The sequence below is a fragment of the Kitasatospora sp. A2-31 genome (genome assembly GCF_022288725.1).
Taxonomy (GTDB): domain Bacteria; phylum Actinomycetota; class Actinomycetes; order Streptomycetales; family Streptomycetaceae; genus Kitasatospora.
Genome location: NZ_JAKNTA010000015.1, coordinates 58,519 through 74,112 on the forward strand (window position 1 = coordinate 58,519; position 15,594 = coordinate 74,112).

Here is a 15,594-nt window from a genome sequence, read left to right on the forward strand (position 1 = left end):
CAGGGGAGTTCGGGCCGGAGGCGGTTCCACCCCGGCGCCTCAGCCGGCCGGGCGGTCGAGGATCTCCGCGACGACGCGGCGGCCGGACCGGACCGCGCCCTCCAACAGCCCGAAGAACTCGGTGCTGGTCTCGGTCCCCGCCCAGTGCACCCGGCCGTGCGGGGCGGTCAGCGCCGGACCGAGCCGAAGCCAGTCGCCGGGCCCGAACAACGCGGCGTAACAGCCCTTGCTGTAGGTCTCGTTGACCCAGTCGGTGACGTGGAAGCCGATCGGCTCGGGGAGCATCGGGAACAGCCGGGCGGCCTGCGCGACCGCCGCGGCGCGTTGCTGCGACGGATCCAGGGCGGCGAAGCGGTGCGCCTCGGCCCCGGTGACGAACCCGGTGAGCACCCCGGCACCGCCGCCGGACGGCGAGTCGTCGACCGTGGAGAGCAGCGGCCCCTCGGCGTTGACCGACCAGCCGGAGAGCCCGTGCTCGCGCCAGATCGGTGCCGGGTAGACCAGGTGGAGCTTGACCGCGCAGCCGCGCCCGGTCCGCTCCCCCGCGCGGGGCGACGGCGGTGCGGGGCGCTGGTCCAGGGCGTCGGCGAGCAGCGGCGGCAGCGCCACGACCGCGACGTCCCCGCGGTACTCGCCGCGCGCCGTGCGGACGGTGACCCCGTCGGGGTCCTGGTGGACCGCGAGGGCCGGCTCACCGAGCCGGAGCCGCCCGTACGGCGAGGCCGTCAGCCGGGCGGCCAGCCGCTCGCAGAGCAGGTGCGCCCCGCCGGCCACGCGGTCCTGCTGGGCGCCGCCCTCGAAGGCGTTGAGATAGCGCAGTCCGCCGCCCGAGCGCAGGTAGAAGGCCATGTGCAGGACGGAGACGTCGGCCGGGTCGGCGGCCATCATCTCGCCCAGGAAGAGCGGGAAGAAGAGCCGGGCGTCCGGGTGGGAGAGCTCCTGCCCGGCCCACTCGGCGGCGGTCAGGGTGTCCAGCCGGGCGGCCTCCGGGGTGAGCCACGGCGCCTCCGGCTCCACCGCGGCGGTGAGTTCGGCGAGCCGGTCGAAGAGGTCGCCGAGCGCCACCGCGTTGAGCGGGGGGAAGCGGCCGTCCCGGGTGACGCACGCGTCGCCGCGCCCGGACGGGTGGGCACCCGGGTGGGCATCCGGATCGGCGTCCGGCGGGGCGTCCGAACGGGCGCCGGGGCCGGAGTCCGTACCCGCGTCCGTACCCGCGTCCGTGCGGGCGAGGGCGAAGCGACTGGCGCCGGCCATCGTGGTCGGCGTCATGGCCAGGTCCAACTCCTTCAGGAGAGCAAGGAGTTCGGTGTGCCGGTCGCCGAGGTAGGCGGCTCCGGCATCGACCCACTCGCGGGGGGCGACCTCGATCCCGCGCGTCCGCCCGCCGACCCGCTCGCGCGCCTCCAGCACGGTGACCTCGACCCCGCGGGCCGCAAGGCCGGTGGCGGCGGTCAGCCCGGCCACCCCGCCCCCGATCACCACGGCCGAGGCGACGGCGCCGCTGTTCCCGGCGCTCATCCGGCGGCCGCGATCAGCCGGGCGAGGCCGGCCGGGGTGGGCGCGAGCGCGAAGTCGTCGAAGGTCAGCTCGACGCCGTACGTCCGGGCGACGGCGCTCAGCACGCGGGTGGCGATCAGGGAGTCGCCGCCGAGGTGGAAGAAGTCGGAGTCCGCCTCGACGTCACTGCGCTCCAGGACGCGCCGGAAGATCTCCGCCACGCCCGCGACCTCGGCCGATCTGGTGTCAACGCTGCTCATCACATGCTCTCCTTTACCTACGGGTGGACCCGTGGGGCACCTGGTGGCGGGTCTGGACGGGCAGGCCCCGAGCAGGGCGGGCCTGGTGGTGGGCGCCGGGCCCGGCCGTCCGGGGCGCGTCCGCTCCGCGGTTCCCCGACGGCTCCGTGGCCGTCGGGTGGGCTCGCCGCCCAGGGCGCGCCCTTCGGACCACGCCCTAAGGGTGGGACGGGACCGGGGTGGTGCCGGGGGTCTGCCCAGAGCCCGATCCGTTCGCCGCGTAGCGGCGGTGCGAGCCGGCGCGGTCGACCTTGCCACTCGCCGTGAGCACCAGCGCCGGAACGACGCTGATCCGGCTGGGGACGAGGTGGCCGGGCACCCGGCCGCTCAGGTGGGCCCGGAGGTCGGCGTCCAGTGTGCCGGCGGCAGTGCCCGGGCGCGGCACCACGTAGGCGACCAGCGCCGAGCGACCGGCCAGCGTCGCCCCGGTCACGGCGACCGCCGCGACGCCGGGGTGACCGGCGATCTCCGCCTCGACCTCGGCCGGGTCCACCCGGATGCCGCGGACCTTCACCTCGCCGTCGAGCCGGCCCTGGTGGGTGAGGACGCCGTCCGGCGCGCGGCTCACCCGGTCACCGGTGCGGAACCAGCGGACCCCGGCGGCGCCCGCACCGGCTCCGCTCGCGGGGTCACCCTCGACGTCACCTTCGGCACCGGCGCCGCTCGCGGGGTCGCCTTGGGGGTCGATGCCGTCCCCGGGGTCGGTGAACCGCGCCGCGGTGGCCTCCGGCAGCCCGTGGTACCCGAGCGCCACCGCCGGCCCGCCGATCAGCAACTCGTCCTGGCTGCCGAGCCGTTCGAGGACGTGCGGCAACGCCCGTCCGATCGGCACCTGGTCGCCGACCGCCCAAGGCCGCTCCCGCACGGGCGCCTGCGGCCCGTGCAGATCGACCACATGGGTGATCAGCGTGGTCTCGGTGGAGCCGTAGGTGTTGAGCAGCCGGATCCGGCCGGTGTCCAGCGCCGCCCAGTCCGCGAGCCGGGCCGGGTTGGCCGCCTCGCCGCCGATCACCAGCAGCCGGACGGATGCGGGGAGGGTGCGCCCCTCCTCGGCGAGGTGCAGCACCAGCTCGTGCCAGAACGCGGTCGGCAGATCCAGGACGGTGATCCGCTCGCGCTCCACCAGTCGCAGGAACCGCGGGAACGAACCGGAGTGCGCCTCGGCGTCGAGGACGAGGGCGGCGCCGGCGGTGAGGGTCGGCAGGATCTCCTCGAAGCAGGTGTCCCAGTTCAGCGAGGCGAACTGGAGCACCCGGTCGTCCGGCGTCAGGGCGAACACCTCGCGCAGCGAGGCGACGGCCGCGGAGATCGCCCGGCGCGGCGTCACGACGGGTTTCGGCTGCCCGGTCGAACCCGACGTGAAGAGGAGATAGGCCGGCTGCTCCGGATCGACCGCGCCCGGCACGGTCGTCGGCGGTTCGTCTGCCCGCGGCGCCGTGGCGCCGGGCCCCGACGGCGGCGCCGCGTCCGCAACGGCTAATCGCGGCAGTTCGACCAGGTCGACGCCGTCCGCCAGGAGGCTTTCGGCCGCCGGGGGCTCGTCGTCCGTCCGCGGCCCGTCCGTTCCGGTGGCGGGGGCCAGCGCGGTCCGGCACCCCACCGCAGCCAGCATCGCCTGCCGGCGCTGCGCCGGGAACGCCGGGTCGACCGGGCAGTACGCGCCCCCGGCCGCCAGCACACCGAGCAGCGCGACCACCGTCTCCGGCAGGTGCACCGCCGGAACGGCGACGACCCCCGGGGCGGCGCCGAGCCGGTCGGCCGTCATGCCTGCCAACGTGGCGAGTTGGCGATAAGTCAGGGCGCGTCCGTGGTGGACGATCGCCGCCCGTTCCGGATATCGGCGCACGGTTTCCGTGAACGCGTCAATCAGGTCGGAACCGGCTCCGTGGATGTTGCGGTTCTTTGTCATGCCCGCCCCAAAGAATGCCCAGCGAGCCCTTGTCGGTGCTCGGCGAGCCGGGACTCTACCTTCGAACATGCGTAGCCACAATGGTTGTTGAGGATGTTGCTTCAAGGATGTGTGGTTGACATGTGAACGATAGAGAGCCCGTCGGGACGGGCTGCTGCGACTCCAGAGGCCACGAAGAGTGACGATCCGAAGACGGAAGGTGCTCGCCGCTCCGAATTCCTCCGGCCGTGGTGCGCACACGGTTCACCCGACGCTGAAATGTTCGGGAATCGGAAGGAATTCACCATCTCCGCACCGCACCGGAACAGCTCCGTACCGGAACGGTGCCTCGCTCCAAGCCGAAGTACGGCCGGGCCCACCACTCCCGGAGCCCGCCCGCCGGAATCACCCACGGCTTTTCCTTTCCCGCTCCGAGGTCGGCCGGACAGCCGGCGAATGACGGACCGGGCGATTGCCACATCTGAGCGGCTGGCGCGCCCTCGTCCCCCCGTCCCGCCGACCGGCTGCCGCCCGTCGGCACGCGAACAGCGACCGGCCCCGGCACCGCGTGATCGCGGTGCCGGGGCCGGTCGACCGCCGGGCTCTACCGTGAACTGCCGCCACGGAGCCCGCCGTAGGTCCTGTCGCGCATCCCCTCGGGCATCCCTTGGCGGATCCTGTCGGGCATCCCCTCGCGGATCCCGTCGAGCATCAAGGGTGCAGCACGCGGGAGGGCGCGGCCGCATTGTCCGCCGACGCCTGGGAACGGACGGCGGGCGTCACGCAGACGTCGTCACCGGGCCAGGCCTCCCGCCAGACGTAGCCGGAGATGCAGGTGTGGGGCCCGTACGGCCCGGACACCCAGCGGCTGTACCGGGCGGCGTTGTCGGCGGCGGCCTGACTCCGGGTCGCCGGGGCCACGCAGGTGTAGTCGCGGTAGTCGCCGTCTCGCCAGACGTACCCGGAGACGCAGGTGTTGGGGCCGTAGATCGCCACCGACGTGGCCGAGTAGACGGTGACGGTCGCGGTGCCCCCGCTGATCGAGGTCGAGATCGAGTCGCCGTTGGCGTTCAGCGAGGTGACCGGGAGCCGGGCACCGCCGTCCAGGGTGCGCTGCAGGTACGGCGTGCCGTTGACGATCTCGTGGATCAGCACCACGTCGTTCGGGATGCCCGCGGAGTAGCCGAGCTTCCGGGTGAACTCCACGGTGTAGTAGTGGAACGGGTCGGAGCCGATCGGCACCCGCAGGAGCTTGGGGTGGGAGCCGTCGTCGCTCTGGAACGAGGTGAGGGTGTGGCTGCTCCAGCCGGCCGGGGCGACCGCCACCCGGCCGTGGTCCACCCAGCCGAGCTTGTCGAGCTGGTAGCCGACCAGACCGACGGGCTGGGTGTTGCCGTAGGTGCCGCCGGTGCCCGACCCGTAGACGTTGGCGGCGCTCATCTCGTCCCACGGGTCGTCGTACTCACCGGGCGCCGACCACGGGGCGTTGCGGTAGCCGGTGTCGTTGGAGAAGGAGTGGCCGAGGCCGTAGCCGTGCAGCATCTCGTGGGCCACCGAGACGGACCCGAGGCCGGTGCCGTCCAGGTAGATCGCGCCGCCGGCACCCCACCAGTCGATCCCGACGTTGGTGACGACGATCGTGCGGTGCCCGGCGGGGACGGTGTACCCGCCGGCCTTTGCGGCGTTGACGCAGTCCTGGAAGCGGGTCCACCGGTCCCGGCCCTGTTCCTCGGCCAGGGTGTAGGGCATCGTGTACCAGCCGGCGGCGTTGGAGTTGCGGATCTGCACGGCGCCGGCCGAGATGCTGTTGAAGTAGTCGTACATACCGCCGGTGCCGGCACCCGAGTCGGTGAAGAAGTTCCTCAGCCAGCCGGCCGTGTGCGGTTCGGCCGCGTTGTCCGAGACCTTGCACATGAGGATCGACCAGCCCGTGTAGCCGCGGACCGGCACTGCCTGGGCGCTCTGCTGGAGTCCGCAGAAGGCCAGGACGACGACGGCCAGCAGGGCCGCCACCCCGGACCGGATCCGGCGACCTCGACGGCGACATCGATCCGGGTACGTCCGGATCTCGTGCTCACGTTTCCCACGCATGCGGAAGCCCTCCCCTTCCCGGTGCTTCCGGGGCCTGTCCCCGGACGGGCGACGGCTTCCGTACCCAGCCCACCGCACACAGTAACCTCCTTGCTCAGATGGCCAGTTGAGCGGCACCGTGCAACCGTTCGGGTCGGTGGGACGACTCCTGCCATCCCATCTCCTCCGGAGCCTCCCGGCGAAATCCGCTGGCGACCCCGTTCCCCACGGGGCGATCATGGCGCGCATGACCGACACACCCGAACGATGGACCCAGGCGACCGTCTATCCCGACATGTGGACCGACCCTGCCGACGACCCCCGTAACAGCGAGGGAGTCAGCCCGGACGGAGAACTCCCCACACTGCAGGACTTCCTGACGAACTACCGGATCACCCTGCGGATGAAGTGCGAGGGACTGGACGCCGAACAGCTTGCCCGCCGCTCCGTCCCGCCGTCGACGATGTCGCTGCTCGGCCTCGTCCGCCACCTCGCCGAGGTGGAGCGTGGCTGGCGCAACTGGCTCCACGACGGCGAGCGGCTGCCGAAGCTGTACGGCCGGCGCGACGCGGACTTCGACGACGCCGTCGCCGATCAGGCCGTGGTCGACGCCGCGTACGCCGACTTGGAGCGCGAGCAGGCCGCGACGGACGCCGCCCTGGCCGGGTTCGCCGACCTGGGCGAGCGGGTGGGGAAGGACGGGATCGCGATCCGGGAGCTGCTGGTGCACCGGGTCGAGGAGTACGCCCGTCACTGCGGCCACGCCGACCTGCTGCGCGAGTGCATCGACGGACGGGTGGGCCAGTGACCCCCGTACCGCTCCGCGCGGGGTGACCGGCCCCTCCGCGCGCCTCAGGCCGGCGGGGCCGGCGGGTCGGGCAGGTGCGGCCCCCCGGCTGCACCTGCCCGGCCCGAGTCGTGGCCGGTTCGGACGGAGCCCGTCCCGCACGCGCCACGCGCACGAAGCCCGCCGCGCGCGGGGCAGGCTCCCCACCGGCTCAGCCCTTGAGCCCGTCCCCCGCGTGGTCGACGATGCCCTCCTCGAAGACGGCCGAGGAGTGGGTGTAGCCCTTGCCCTTGTTCGCCCCCGGCGACGGTTCGCCCACGGGCGGGAGGCCGTCGGCACCGACCGGTGGAAGGTCCTTGAGCAGGACCTCGCGCACGCCGAGGAAGGCACCCGTGCCGGTGTCGAAGATCAGCGACACCCGCATGGTGCCGTTCATACCGACCACAGCGACGCCGTGGCGGCCGGCCGCGTCGACCTCGTCGGCCACCACCGAGGTGCCGGGGAGCTTCGCGGCCGCCTGCATCAGCGCCGCCTGGACGGCCGGCGGCGCGGTGACGTTCATGAACGCCGTCTGCACGTCACCGAAGGCGATCCGGTAGCGCAACTCCTTGGTCATCGGCATCCCCGCCACCGCCTTGGAGCGGTCGGCGTCGAGCAGCGCCTTCAGCACCCCCTCCGGATCGGTGGGCAGGGAGGCCAGGAACGCGTACGTCTGGGTGCTGAAGCTCGCCACCCTCGGCGCTCCCTCCGCCTCGCCCAGCGGAGCGGGCCACGGGGTCCGATCACCGCCCTGCGGCCCGGGCATCCCGGGATCCACGATCAGCCCCTCGGATCGGCCGTCGACGGAGAACCACATCCGCCGCTCGCGCCGCGACTCCAGGTCACCGTCCTGGAGCAGCCGCCGGTAGGTGAACTGCCCGTTCTTCGCATGCGGGTCCGGGCGATTCGCCGCCGCCCTGGCCGCCTGCGCCAGCAGGCCGGCGGCGTCCGTCGGCGAAACCACCGGTGATGCCGAGGCCTGCGCCGACGCCGGCGCGGTCGCCGACGCCTGTGCGGTCGGGGACGCCGACGTGGCAGGCGCCGACGTCGTGGCGGCCGAGGACACGGACACGGTCGGCACGCCCGGGCCGGCCGGGCCGGAGCCGCTCTCGTGGCCGCCCGGGACGACCAGGGTCACCGCGGCGACCGCTCCCACCGCGACCGGCGATGCCACCAGCCACACCAGCCTGCGCCGCGACCGCGGCGCCTTCGCCCGCCCGACCTGTTCGGCCTCTGCGGCGATCTCACTCATCACGTGCTCCCTCAGCAACCGGTGGCGGTCGGCGGCGAGCGTCTCCTGCGAGTCGTTCATCGGATGTCCCCCTGCATCGACCGGGCGGCCTTCGGGCCGCCACCCGCTACCTGTCCGGTGGCCGCCGCGAGTTCCCGACTCGCCCGGCCTTCGCGACGTTCCCGTTCATTCCGACAGATCGTCAGTTCCGCTGCGGCGAGCGACTTCAACCGGGTGCGCGCCCTGGAGAGACGGGAGCGGACGGTACCGGTCGGGATACCGAGCGCCTCGGCTGCGGAGGCGTAGTCGAGCCCCATCCACACACAGAGCCGGAACACCTCGCGCTCGGACCGGCGCAGGCTCTCCAACGCGCGGCGCACCGCGGCAAGCTGGGCACTGTCGTCGAGGCGGGTCACCAGTTCGTCGGCGAAGTCCGGCGCGGCCTCCCGCTCGGGCAGCCGCGCCATCGCGGCCCGGTGCCGGCGGGCCGCGCGGGCGGTGTTGCGCAGCACGTTGGTGGCGATCCCGAACACCCACGGCCGCAGGCTCTCGTCGCCGGCCTCCAGGCGCTCGCGAAGCCGCCACGCCTCCAGGAAGGTCAGCGACACCACGTCCTCCGCCGCGGCCCAGTCCCCCAGGGTGCGGAGCGCGTAGCCGTACACGGCCTGCGCGTGAGCGTCGAAGAGCTCCCCGAGCGCTTCCTGGTCCCCGGCGCGCAGGCGCGCTCGTTGTGACAGTTCCATGCCCACCCCTGTCCGCACCCGCCGCCGGGTTCCCTGTGACCCGCATCACGCCCGGGCGCGGCCTTCCGAGCTCCGGTCAGGCCGGGAGCCAGGACGGCCACCGCGGTGGGACGTTGGTGTCGGGGCAGAGGCCGGAGTCGCCGGGGTAGCCGTCCGGGGTGCCGACCGCGGCCACGTAGGCCCAGATCAGCAGACCGAGGGCGAGCAGCAGCGAGACGAGGGGGAGCAGGCCGCGCCAGGCGAGCGCCAGGTCACGGGTGGCGGCGCGGCCGGCCCACCAGCCGGCGATCGCCACGACGACCGAGAGCCCGGCCAGCGGCAGCGCCATGAGGTTCATGCCGAAACGGTGGGCCGGTTCGAAGGCGGCGTCGCAGTAGGCGCGCGCCGCCCAGGCCAGCAGGTGGGCGGCGCAGGCGGCCGCGAGTCCGAGGACGACCACCCCCGCACCGGCCGCACCTCGGAGCCATGCCCAGCCCCGCCGTCGAACGGGGACGGCCGCAGAGATCGTCGTCACGCGACTGGTGACGCCGCACGCTGCCGGCCGGTTGCATCCACGGGGGCGGCTGGCGAGGCTGGGCCTGCCGGAGCGTCAGCACACCGGGTGTGCGCGCACGGCGGCCACACCGGGTGTGCGCGCACGGCGGCGGCCCGGACGCAACCGGCATCCCGGCCGCCGCCCGCCGGCTCGTCAGTCGTCCGTCGGCTCCGGAGCCCGGGGGTAGCGGATGCGGCGGACCGCCGGGGCGGAGACCACCTGGATGTCGGCGACGCCCGGGACGGCGACGTGGAGGTAGCCGCCCTCGACGGCGACGCGGACGCCGGCCACCTCGGCACGCGCGGTGCCATCGGTGTCGGCGAGGGCGTAGCCGGGGACGAGTTCGACGGCGGCGTCGTCGCGCCAGTTCAGCCGGGCGTTCATCGTGCTGCCTCCAGGTCTGCGGTCGAAGGGGTCCGAGCGGGTGCCGGCGCGGGGTCCATCGAGGCGACCGCGGGGAAGTCCAGGTCGGGCTCGGCCAGGTGGTTGAAGTAGTTGGAGAGGGTGTTGAGCGCGACGTGGGCCACGATCTCGGCGAGCTCCGCGTCGGTGACCCCGTCCCGCCGGGCGCGGGCCAGCAGTTCGTCGTCCAGCCGGCCGTGCTCGCGCACCACCGCGGCGGCGACCCGCAGGACGGCCCGGGCGTGCGGGTCGGCGTCCTCGGCACGGCGGGTGGCGAGCAGCTCGTCGTCGGTCATCCTCAGCAGCCGGCCGCCGCGCATGGTGTGGGCGGAGACGCAGTAGAGGCAGTCGTTCTCCTGGGCGACCAGGAGGGCGAGTTGTTCGCGCAGCCGCTCGTCGAGGACGCCGCCGGTGAGCGAGTCGCGCAGGGCGAGGTAGCCGCGCAGGGCGGCTGGGCCGTTCGCGAGCGAGGCGTAGAGGTTGGGCACCCGGCCGAGCTGCTTGCGGGTGGCCTCCAGCAGCTCGCGCTGGTCGGCTCGGGCGGTGTCCGGGGTGAGTTGCGGTATGCGCGGCATGACGTCCTCCCTCGTCTGGCCGGCACCGCCAAACGGCACCGGTCGTTCTCGTCTCCAGGACGGTAACGATCGGTACCGTTTGACGTCAAGGGGGTTCCGCAGAGTCGGAACCGATCGGTACCATCACCCCATGGCAACCCAGGCCCGAGCCCGACTCCTCAGCACCGCCGAGGACCTCTTCTACGCGGAGGGCGTCCGCGCCGTCGGCGTCGACCGCATCCTGAGCGTCTCCGGCGTGGGCCGGGCGTCCTTCTACCGCCACTTCGCGAGCAAGGACGACCTCGTGGTGGCCGTTCTCCAGGGCCGCGACGCGCGCTGGCGCGAGTGGCTGCGCGAATGCGTGGACGCCCGTGACCTACCGCCCGAGGAGCGCCCCCTCGCCGTCTTCGACGCACTCGCGGAGCGGTTCGCCCGCCGGGACTTCCGCGGCTGCGCCTTCGTGAACACCATGGTGGAGGCAGCCGACCGCGACAGCGCGGCCCACCGGGTCGCGGCCGCGCACAAGGCCGCCGTCACCGACTACCTGGACCAGCTGCTCACCGACGCCGGCTACCGCGACCACACCGCCCTCGCCCACCACCTGGTCCTGCTGGTCGACGGCGCGATCGTCACCGCCGTCCGCGAGGGCACCACCGAACCCGCTCGGCGGGCCCGCCGCATCGCCGCCGCCCTGCTGGCGGCGGAACGCGACTGACCGCCCCGGCGTGGTCGCGGCGGCCGCCGGCGGTCAGGGCCGAGCCCGGGCCCGCTGCGCACCTCCTCCGCTAGCGCCGCGGCCCCGGCCCCCGCGATCTGCGGTCCTGATCCCGCCTGGGGCACCGGGGGACTACAGGAGGACGAGCAGCTTGGTGCCCGGGACGAGCTTCCGGTTGACGGACGTGGACTGGACGAAGACGGTGTACGAGGGATTCTCGCCCGGCTTGACCGTGACCTCCGACTCCGGCAGGCCGAGGAGCCGGCGGGCCGCCGGACCCGAGAACACCCTGCCCGTCATCCGGCCGGTGGCCGGGTCCTTCTCCGCCACGGCGAGCTGCTTCCGGCCCTGGATCTTCTCGCGCTTGGACAGCTCGTAGAAGGCGCACCCGGTCCTGTACGCGTGCCCGGCGCTCGTGACGAACTCGCGGATCGGCAGCTGCTGGTCGACCGGGACCAGGATGTACTTGCCGGCGTCCAGGGCGTCGAGGTTGGCCTTGACCTCGGTGGTGTTCAGGTCCTGGCCCATCGTGAAGAGGTTCTTGGTGCCGCGCAGGCCCTGTTCGCGGCCCCGCAGGAAGCTCGTGGCAGCCGTCTTGACGGTGCCGATGGCCTCCTCGACGCCCTTGCTGGAATCCGCGTCCCAGATCGCGATGTTGCCCGCGGGGAAGCCGTACTCCTGGGCGGTGCGCTTGGCCAGGGAGTTCGGAACCAGGATCGCCGAGGTCCAGTGGCCGGGGAGGTCGTCCATCGCGCTCTGGATGCGGTCCATCCAACTGCGCAGGACGGCGCTGCCCCGGCCGCCGCCCATGCGGGTGTGCATCGTGCCGGTCTCCGAACAGCCGGAGGCGTTCTCCTCGCCGTCGGTGACGACGACCTGGAGGAAGGAGTGCTCCCCGTAGCCCTCCCAGATGTTCTTCAGGTCGTCGACGGACTTCACCGCCGCCTCGATCAGCGCGGTCGCGCCGTTGTCCACCTTGTAGAGGCCCTTGAGGGAGGGCAGGTGCTTGACGTCCATGTCCCAGACGAGGTTCTGTACTTCGTGGTCGAATGCATAGAGGCTGATGCGGGTCTCGTGACCGAGCCGGTCGGACTCCTCCTGAAGTCCCTTCACGAACTCGTCGACCACGCGGACAAGCTGGGACTCGTGCTGCCGCATCGAGCCGGACTTGTCCACCACGAGCGAGACGTGGTTGACCTTGTGGTTGATCCTGTTCGCAGACATGCTTCCACCCCGAATTCCCACACCTTTATCGGGCGCCTTTCTGGCGCCCCCTCCAGCGTTGTTCCCACACTACGGCGGGGCACTGACAATTCCCCCTGAGCCGAAGTCACCGGAACGCCCGAGGGCTCCACTTCGACGGAGCGGGTACGGACGGGCGGAGGAATGCGACGGGGGCGACGGGCCCACCGAGGCCGCTGCGAAGTGCCCGTGTTAGCCTGCCGGCATGATCAGGAGGGGATCCGGACGGCGAATACCCATCGGGTCGGCCGGTCCGCAGCGAGCACTGATCACCGCAAGCTTCGTCAGCAGGGTGGGCAACGGCCTCTTCAACACCGCCGCGGTCCTCTACTTCACGTTCGTGGCGCACCTGCCCGCCGCGCAGGTGGGGCTGGGCCTGACGATCGCCGGACTCAGCGGCCTGGCGGCCGGCATACCGGCGGGGAACCTGGCCGACCGGTACGGGCCGCGCACGATCTGGCTGACGGCCCTCGTCCTGCAGGCCGCCACCATGGCGGCCTTCGTCCTCATCGACGGCTGGCTCGCGTTCACACTCGTCGCCACGCTGGACCGGCTGGCCGCCACCTCGGGCAGCGCCGCGGGCGGCGCACTGGTCGCACGAGTCGGCGGTGACCGCCCTGCCGCCTTCCGGGCCCGGCTCCGCACCTTCGTCAACCTCGGCGTCGTCCTGGGCACGCTGGGCGCGGCCGTCGCCATCCAGATCGACACCCGCCCCGCCTACACCGCGCTGATCCTCGCCAACGCCGCCAGCTTCGCCCTCGCCGGGCTGATCGCCTACCTGGGCGTCCCCGACTACCCGCCGCTGCCCCGGCCCGAGGAACACCGCCGGTGGTCCGTCCTGGCCGACCGGCCGTACGTGTCCTTCGTGGCGCTCTACAGCGCGATGGGTCTGCAGTACCAGACCGTCTCCCTCCTGCTGCCGATCTGGCTCGCCGCCCACACCGCCGCACCGCGCTGGACCGTGGCAGCGGTCTACGCGATGAACAGCGGCGTCTGCGTGCTGCTCCAGAGCAGGATCGGCTCCGGCGTGGAGAGCCCGCGGCAGGGCGGCCGCGCCTTCCGCCTCGCCGGGCTGCTGTTCCTGGTCAGCTGTCCGTTGATGGCGCTGACGGCCGACGTCCCCGCGTGGGCCGCACCGGCGCTAGCCGTCCTCGCCGTGTGCCTCCACAGCGTCGGCGAGGTGTGGGAGTCGTCGGCCGGCTTCGCGCTCGGCTTCGGCCTCGCCCCCGATCACGCCCAGGGGCAGTACCAGGGTCTCTTCGGCATCGGCTTCGACGCAGGCCAGGCCCTCGCCCCCGTGGTGCTGACCGGAGCGGTCCTCGCGCTCGGACACACGGGATGGCTGCTGCTCGGCGCGTTCTTCGCACTCCTGGGCGCGGCGGGCCCCTCGGTGGCCGCCTGGGCCGAGCGGACCCGGTCCGCCGGAGAGCCGAACGCGGAAGCGGCTCGCGCCACGTCGGCGCGGTGAAGCCCTCCCGGAGGATCGGGCAAGCCCGCGGCGGACACAGGCCGTGACGGGCATCGCGACAGTGGGTGAGGGCTGTGGTGCGGGCCACCCCGGGACGGGTGCACCACCCCCACGTCGTGCACGGGCCGGTGCAGGGGCGTCACCCGGCGTCGACGATGTGCGCGGCCTCACAACCCCATCCGTGTGGCGCGGGCCACTCCACAGCCGTGTTCGATCTTGAAAAATGGGACATTTGCCTTCAAAACAGCCCAATCCCTAGATCAATACCTCAGGTAACCACCCCCCGACCAGCCCAAACCTCACAATCCTTGAAACCCCCCACCCACCCCCGTAACTTCGAACCCGTTGCACCGCACGACACCGCCCACCGGGCCCCACGGCCCACGGACGACCCCGGTGCCCCCACCACGCGAACCGCGCGCGTCCCCGCAACCACACCCCCCGACCGGGCCTGGTTCCGCGCGCCCGCACACCCCTTCCGAAAGGAAACCCCATGGCCTTCCGTAACGAGACCACCACCGCCACCACCGCCACCAAGCGCCGCAACCGCGTCCGCATGGCACTCATGGCCGGGGCCCTCACCGCCCTGCCGGTGGCCGGCCTCGTCACGGCCAACGCCGCCTCCGCCGCCCCCGCCTCCGTCTGGGACAAGGTCGCCCAGTGCGAAGCCACCGGCAACTGGGCCATCAACACCGGCAACGGCTTCTACGGCGGCCTCCAGTTCACCTCCAGCACCTGGGCCGCCTTCGGCGGCACCGCCTACGCCCCCCAGGCCCACCAGGCCACCAAGGCCCAGCAGATCGCCATCGGCGAGAAGGTCCTCGCCGCCCAGGGCCCCGGCGCCTGGCCCGTCTGCTCCGTCAAGGCCGGCCTCACCAAGTAACACCCCCAGCCCCCACCGGCACCCCCGACAACGCCGCTGCACCCCACCCGACCACCACACCGGGCCCGGGAGCAGCGGCGTCGCGGCGTTCACCGCCCGAGATGCACCACGGCCCGCAGGGCTCAGACGCCGAACTCCCCTGCCCGGACGGCCGAGACGAACGACCGCCAGGCCTCGGCCGGGACGACGAGGGCCGGGCCCGCAGGGTCCTTGGAGTCACGGACGGGGACGACGCCCGAGTAGCCGGGCGCCACCTCGACGCAGTCACCACCCTGCTGGCTGTAGCTGGACTTCACCCACGCGGCACGCGTCAAGTTGATGTCGGACATGTGATTCCCTCCCGAGCTGCGCGGATCCATTCGAGAGTCGCCATTTCCGCCAGCGCTCCCACTTGCAGCCGATCGTAGTGTCTCTTCCAAACTGCGAGCCTGTCAGAATCGCGCTCAAGATGACTACGCCCCTCGGACTCGGAGTAGCCCAGCAGGGACTGATCCGTCAACGTGAGCAAGCGCATCGGCAGCGCGAACGGCCTGTGCTCGGCCATGGCGAACGGCGCCACCTGCAGGATCACCTGGCCGGCCTCGAACTGGTCCTCCAGAGCCGCCAGTTGCTCCCTCATCACGTCACCGCCGCCGATCGGTCGGCGCAGACAGCTCTCGTCCAGGACCGCGTGGACCAGCGGCGGACTGGCGCGCCTGAGCAGTTGCTGCCGAACGAGCAGGAAGGTCACCCGCTCCTCGGCCTGCGCGCGGGTGATCGTGCCGCGGCGAACGTCGGCCATGGCCAGGGCCATGGCGTACGCCTCGGTCTGGAAGAGACCGGGCACCACGCCGGATTCGAAGATGCGTATCTCCGCCGCCTTCGCCTCGTGGCTCGCGTACTCGGGGAAGCCCTCCAGGAGCGCCGAGTGCTTGTTCTGCAACCACATCAGCAACAGCGTTCCCCCCGTCTCCAGCGCCTCGTCGGCCCGGCGTGCGAAACGCTCGCTCGGTGGCTCCCGGGATGCAAGTTCGGCGTACGAGACGTAGGAAGGGTCGAATCCGACCTTCCGGGCCAGTTGAGCCTGCGTCAGCCCCTTCGCCTCACGTGACCTGCGGAGCTGCACCCCGAACGGCGCCCACGGCCCCGACGTCGGATCAAGTTGCCTGCGGTTGACCACGTTTCACCAACTTGTGGATCATCAATCTCAAATACAGATCTCGGGCCGATTCTGCACCGGCGCGGGCCATCATAAACACAAG

16 protein-coding genes are annotated in these 15,594 nt (G+C 72.6%); 4 read left to right on the forward strand and 12 right to left on the reverse strand.

Translation table 11 applies throughout. The features are described from left to right. Window positions 1-39: 39 nt before the first annotated feature. The 4 genes from MCM47_RS31795 to MCM47_RS31810 all read right to left on the reverse strand — a co-directional run bounded on the left by MCM47_RS31795 (window position 40) and on the right by MCM47_RS31810 (window position 5,775). Window positions 40-1,518, reverse strand: coding sequence for an FAD-dependent oxidoreductase (locus MCM47_RS31795; protein ID WP_238865480.1), 1,479 nt, complete (start codon window positions 1,516-1,518; stop codon window positions 40-42). Then, on the reverse strand, window positions 1,515-1,757 hold the full coding sequence (locus tag MCM47_RS31800) for a phosphopantetheine-binding protein (protein ID WP_238865482.1): 243 nt from the start codon (window positions 1,755-1,757) through the stop codon (window positions 1,515-1,517). Before MCM47_RS31800 ends, MCM47_RS31795 begins: the two co-directional genes overlap by 4 nt. Window positions 1,758-1,953: 196 nt before the next feature. Further along, window positions 1,954-3,774 carry an amino acid adenylation domain-containing protein gene (locus MCM47_RS31805; RefSeq protein WP_308222533.1) on the reverse strand — a complete coding sequence of 607 codons (1,821 nt, stop codon included), beginning with the start codon at window positions 3,772-3,774 and terminating at the stop codon, window positions 1,954-1,956. A gap of 621 nt (window positions 3,775-4,395) precedes the next feature. Next, entirely contained in the window at window positions 4,396-5,775 is a 1,380-nt protein-coding gene (locus MCM47_RS31810) for a hypothetical protein (RefSeq protein ID WP_238865485.1), read from the reverse strand. A gap of 217 nt (window positions 5,776-5,992) precedes the next feature. Here MCM47_RS31810 and MCM47_RS31815 point away from each other — a divergent pair, with 217 nt between their 5' ends. Beyond that, a complete protein-coding gene (locus MCM47_RS31815) occupies window positions 5,993-6,562 on the forward strand; it encodes a DinB family protein (protein WP_238865488.1) in 570 nt (189 codons plus the stop codon). Between the two features lie 190 nt (window positions 6,563-6,752). Here MCM47_RS31815 and MCM47_RS31820 read toward each other — a convergent pair whose 3' ends face one another. From MCM47_RS31820 to MCM47_RS31840, 5 genes are all read right to left on the reverse strand, one after another. Further along, entirely contained in the window at window positions 6,753-7,892 is a 1,140-nt protein-coding gene (locus MCM47_RS31820; protein WP_238949320.1) for a CU044_5270 family protein, read from the reverse strand. Continuing rightward, entirely contained in the window at window positions 7,889-8,554 is a 666-nt protein-coding gene (locus MCM47_RS31825) for an RNA polymerase sigma factor (protein ID WP_238949323.1), read from the reverse strand. Before MCM47_RS31825 ends, MCM47_RS31820 begins: the two co-directional genes overlap by 4 nt. Before the next feature lie 76 nt (window positions 8,555-8,630). Further along, complete coding sequence (locus MCM47_RS31830) at window positions 8,631-9,068, reverse strand: hypothetical protein (protein ID WP_238949325.1); 438 nt, start codon at window positions 9,066-9,068, stop codon at window positions 8,631-8,633. Between the two features lie 174 nt (window positions 9,069-9,242). Next, on the reverse strand, window positions 9,243-9,473 hold the full coding sequence (locus MCM47_RS31835; protein ID WP_238949328.1) for a hypothetical protein: 231 nt from the start codon (window positions 9,471-9,473) through the stop codon (window positions 9,243-9,245). Next, window positions 9,470-10,066, reverse strand: a complete 597-nt coding sequence (locus MCM47_RS31840) for a carboxymuconolactone decarboxylase family protein (RefSeq protein WP_238949330.1) — start codon at window positions 10,064-10,066, stop codon at window positions 9,470-9,472. Before MCM47_RS31840 ends, MCM47_RS31835 begins: the two co-directional genes overlap by 4 nt. A 130-nt stretch (window positions 10,067-10,196) precedes the next feature. Here MCM47_RS31840 and MCM47_RS31845 point away from each other — a divergent pair, with 130 nt between their 5' ends. Then, on the forward strand, window positions 10,197-10,760 hold the full coding sequence (locus MCM47_RS31845; RefSeq protein ID WP_238949332.1) for a TetR/AcrR family transcriptional regulator: 564 nt from the start codon (window positions 10,197-10,199) through the stop codon (window positions 10,758-10,760). Window positions 10,761-10,892: 132 nt separating this feature from the next. Here the strand turns inward: MCM47_RS31845 and MCM47_RS31850 are convergent, their stop codons facing one another. Beyond that, a complete protein-coding gene (locus tag MCM47_RS31850) occupies window positions 10,893-11,984 on the reverse strand; it encodes a vWA domain-containing protein (protein WP_238949335.1) in 1,092 nt (363 codons plus the stop codon). Window positions 11,985-12,207: 223 nt separating this feature from the next. Between MCM47_RS31850 and MCM47_RS31855 the strand changes: the two genes are divergently transcribed. Both MCM47_RS31855 and MCM47_RS31860 read left to right on the forward strand, forming a co-directional pair. Beyond that, the gene (locus tag MCM47_RS31855) at window positions 12,208-13,470 is read left to right on the forward strand and encodes an MFS transporter (protein WP_238949337.1); all 1,263 of its coding nucleotides are present in this window, start codon (window positions 12,208-12,210) and stop codon (window positions 13,468-13,470) included. Between the two features lie 493 nt (window positions 13,471-13,963). Beyond that, entirely contained in the window at window positions 13,964-14,353 is a 390-nt protein-coding gene (locus tag MCM47_RS31860) for a transglycosylase family protein (RefSeq protein WP_305068072.1), read from the forward strand. Between the two features lie 122 nt (window positions 14,354-14,475). Here the strand turns inward: MCM47_RS31860 and MCM47_RS31865 are convergent, their stop codons facing one another. Together MCM47_RS31865 and MCM47_RS31870 are read right to left on the reverse strand one after the other, a co-directional pair. Further along, a complete protein-coding gene (locus MCM47_RS31865; protein ID WP_238949339.1) occupies window positions 14,476-14,682 on the reverse strand; it encodes a DUF397 domain-containing protein in 207 nt (68 codons plus the stop codon). Then, window positions 14,664-15,512 (reverse strand): helix-turn-helix transcriptional regulator, encoded by an 849-nt coding sequence (locus tag MCM47_RS31870; RefSeq protein ID WP_238949341.1) that lies wholly within the window; start codon window positions 15,510-15,512, stop codon window positions 14,664-14,666. The genes MCM47_RS31865 and MCM47_RS31870 overlap by 19 nt, the downstream gene beginning before the upstream one ends. Between the last annotated feature and the right edge of the window lie 82 nt (window positions 15,513-15,594).

Bases quoted from the DNA above. Each gene is read 5' to 3' on its own strand.
- MCM47_RS31795 (WP_238865480.1), bottom strand. From the start codon at position 1,518: ATGAGCGCCGGGAACAGCGGCGCCGTCGCCTCGGCCGTGGTGATCGGG.
- MCM47_RS31800 (WP_238865482.1), bottom strand. From the start codon at position 1,757: ATGAGCAGCGTTGACACCAGATCGGCCGAGGTCGCGGGCGTGGCGGAG.
- MCM47_RS31805 (WP_308222533.1), bottom strand. From the start codon at position 3,774: ATGTTCGAAGGTAGAGTCCCGGCTCGCCGAGCACCGACAAGGGCTCGC.
- MCM47_RS31810 (WP_238865485.1), bottom strand. From the start codon at position 5,775: ATGCGTGGGAAACGTGAGCACGAGATCCGGACGTACCCGGATCGATGT.
- MCM47_RS31815 (WP_238865488.1), top strand. From the start codon at position 5,993: ATGGCGCGCATGACCGACACACCCGAACGATGGACCCAGGCGACCGTC.
- MCM47_RS31820 (WP_238949320.1), bottom strand. From the start codon at position 7,892: ATGAACGACTCGCAGGAGACGCTCGCCGCCGACCGCCACCGGTTGCTG.
- MCM47_RS31825 (WP_238949323.1), bottom strand. From the start codon at position 8,554: ATGGAACTGTCACAACGAGCGCGCCTGCGCGCCGGGGACCAGGAAGCG.
- MCM47_RS31835 (WP_238949328.1), bottom strand. From the start codon at position 9,473: ATGAACGCCCGGCTGAACTGGCGCGACGACGCCGCCGTCGAACTCGTC.
- MCM47_RS31840 (WP_238949330.1), bottom strand. From the start codon at position 10,066: ATGCCGCGCATACCGCAACTCACCCCGGACACCGCCCGAGCCGACCAG.
- MCM47_RS31845 (WP_238949332.1), top strand. From the start codon at position 10,197: ATGGCAACCCAGGCCCGAGCCCGACTCCTCAGCACCGCCGAGGACCTC.
- MCM47_RS31850 (WP_238949335.1), bottom strand. From the start codon at position 11,984: ATGTCTGCGAACAGGATCAACCACAAGGTCAACCACGTCTCGCTCGTG.
- MCM47_RS31855 (WP_238949337.1), top strand. From the start codon at position 12,208: ATGATCAGGAGGGGATCCGGACGGCGAATACCCATCGGGTCGGCCGGT.
- MCM47_RS31860 (WP_305068072.1), top strand. From the start codon at position 13,964: ATGGCCTTCCGTAACGAGACCACCACCGCCACCACCGCCACCAAGCGC.
- MCM47_RS31865 (WP_238949339.1), bottom strand. From the start codon at position 14,682: ATGTCCGACATCAACTTGACGCGTGCCGCGTGGGTGAAGTCCAGCTAC.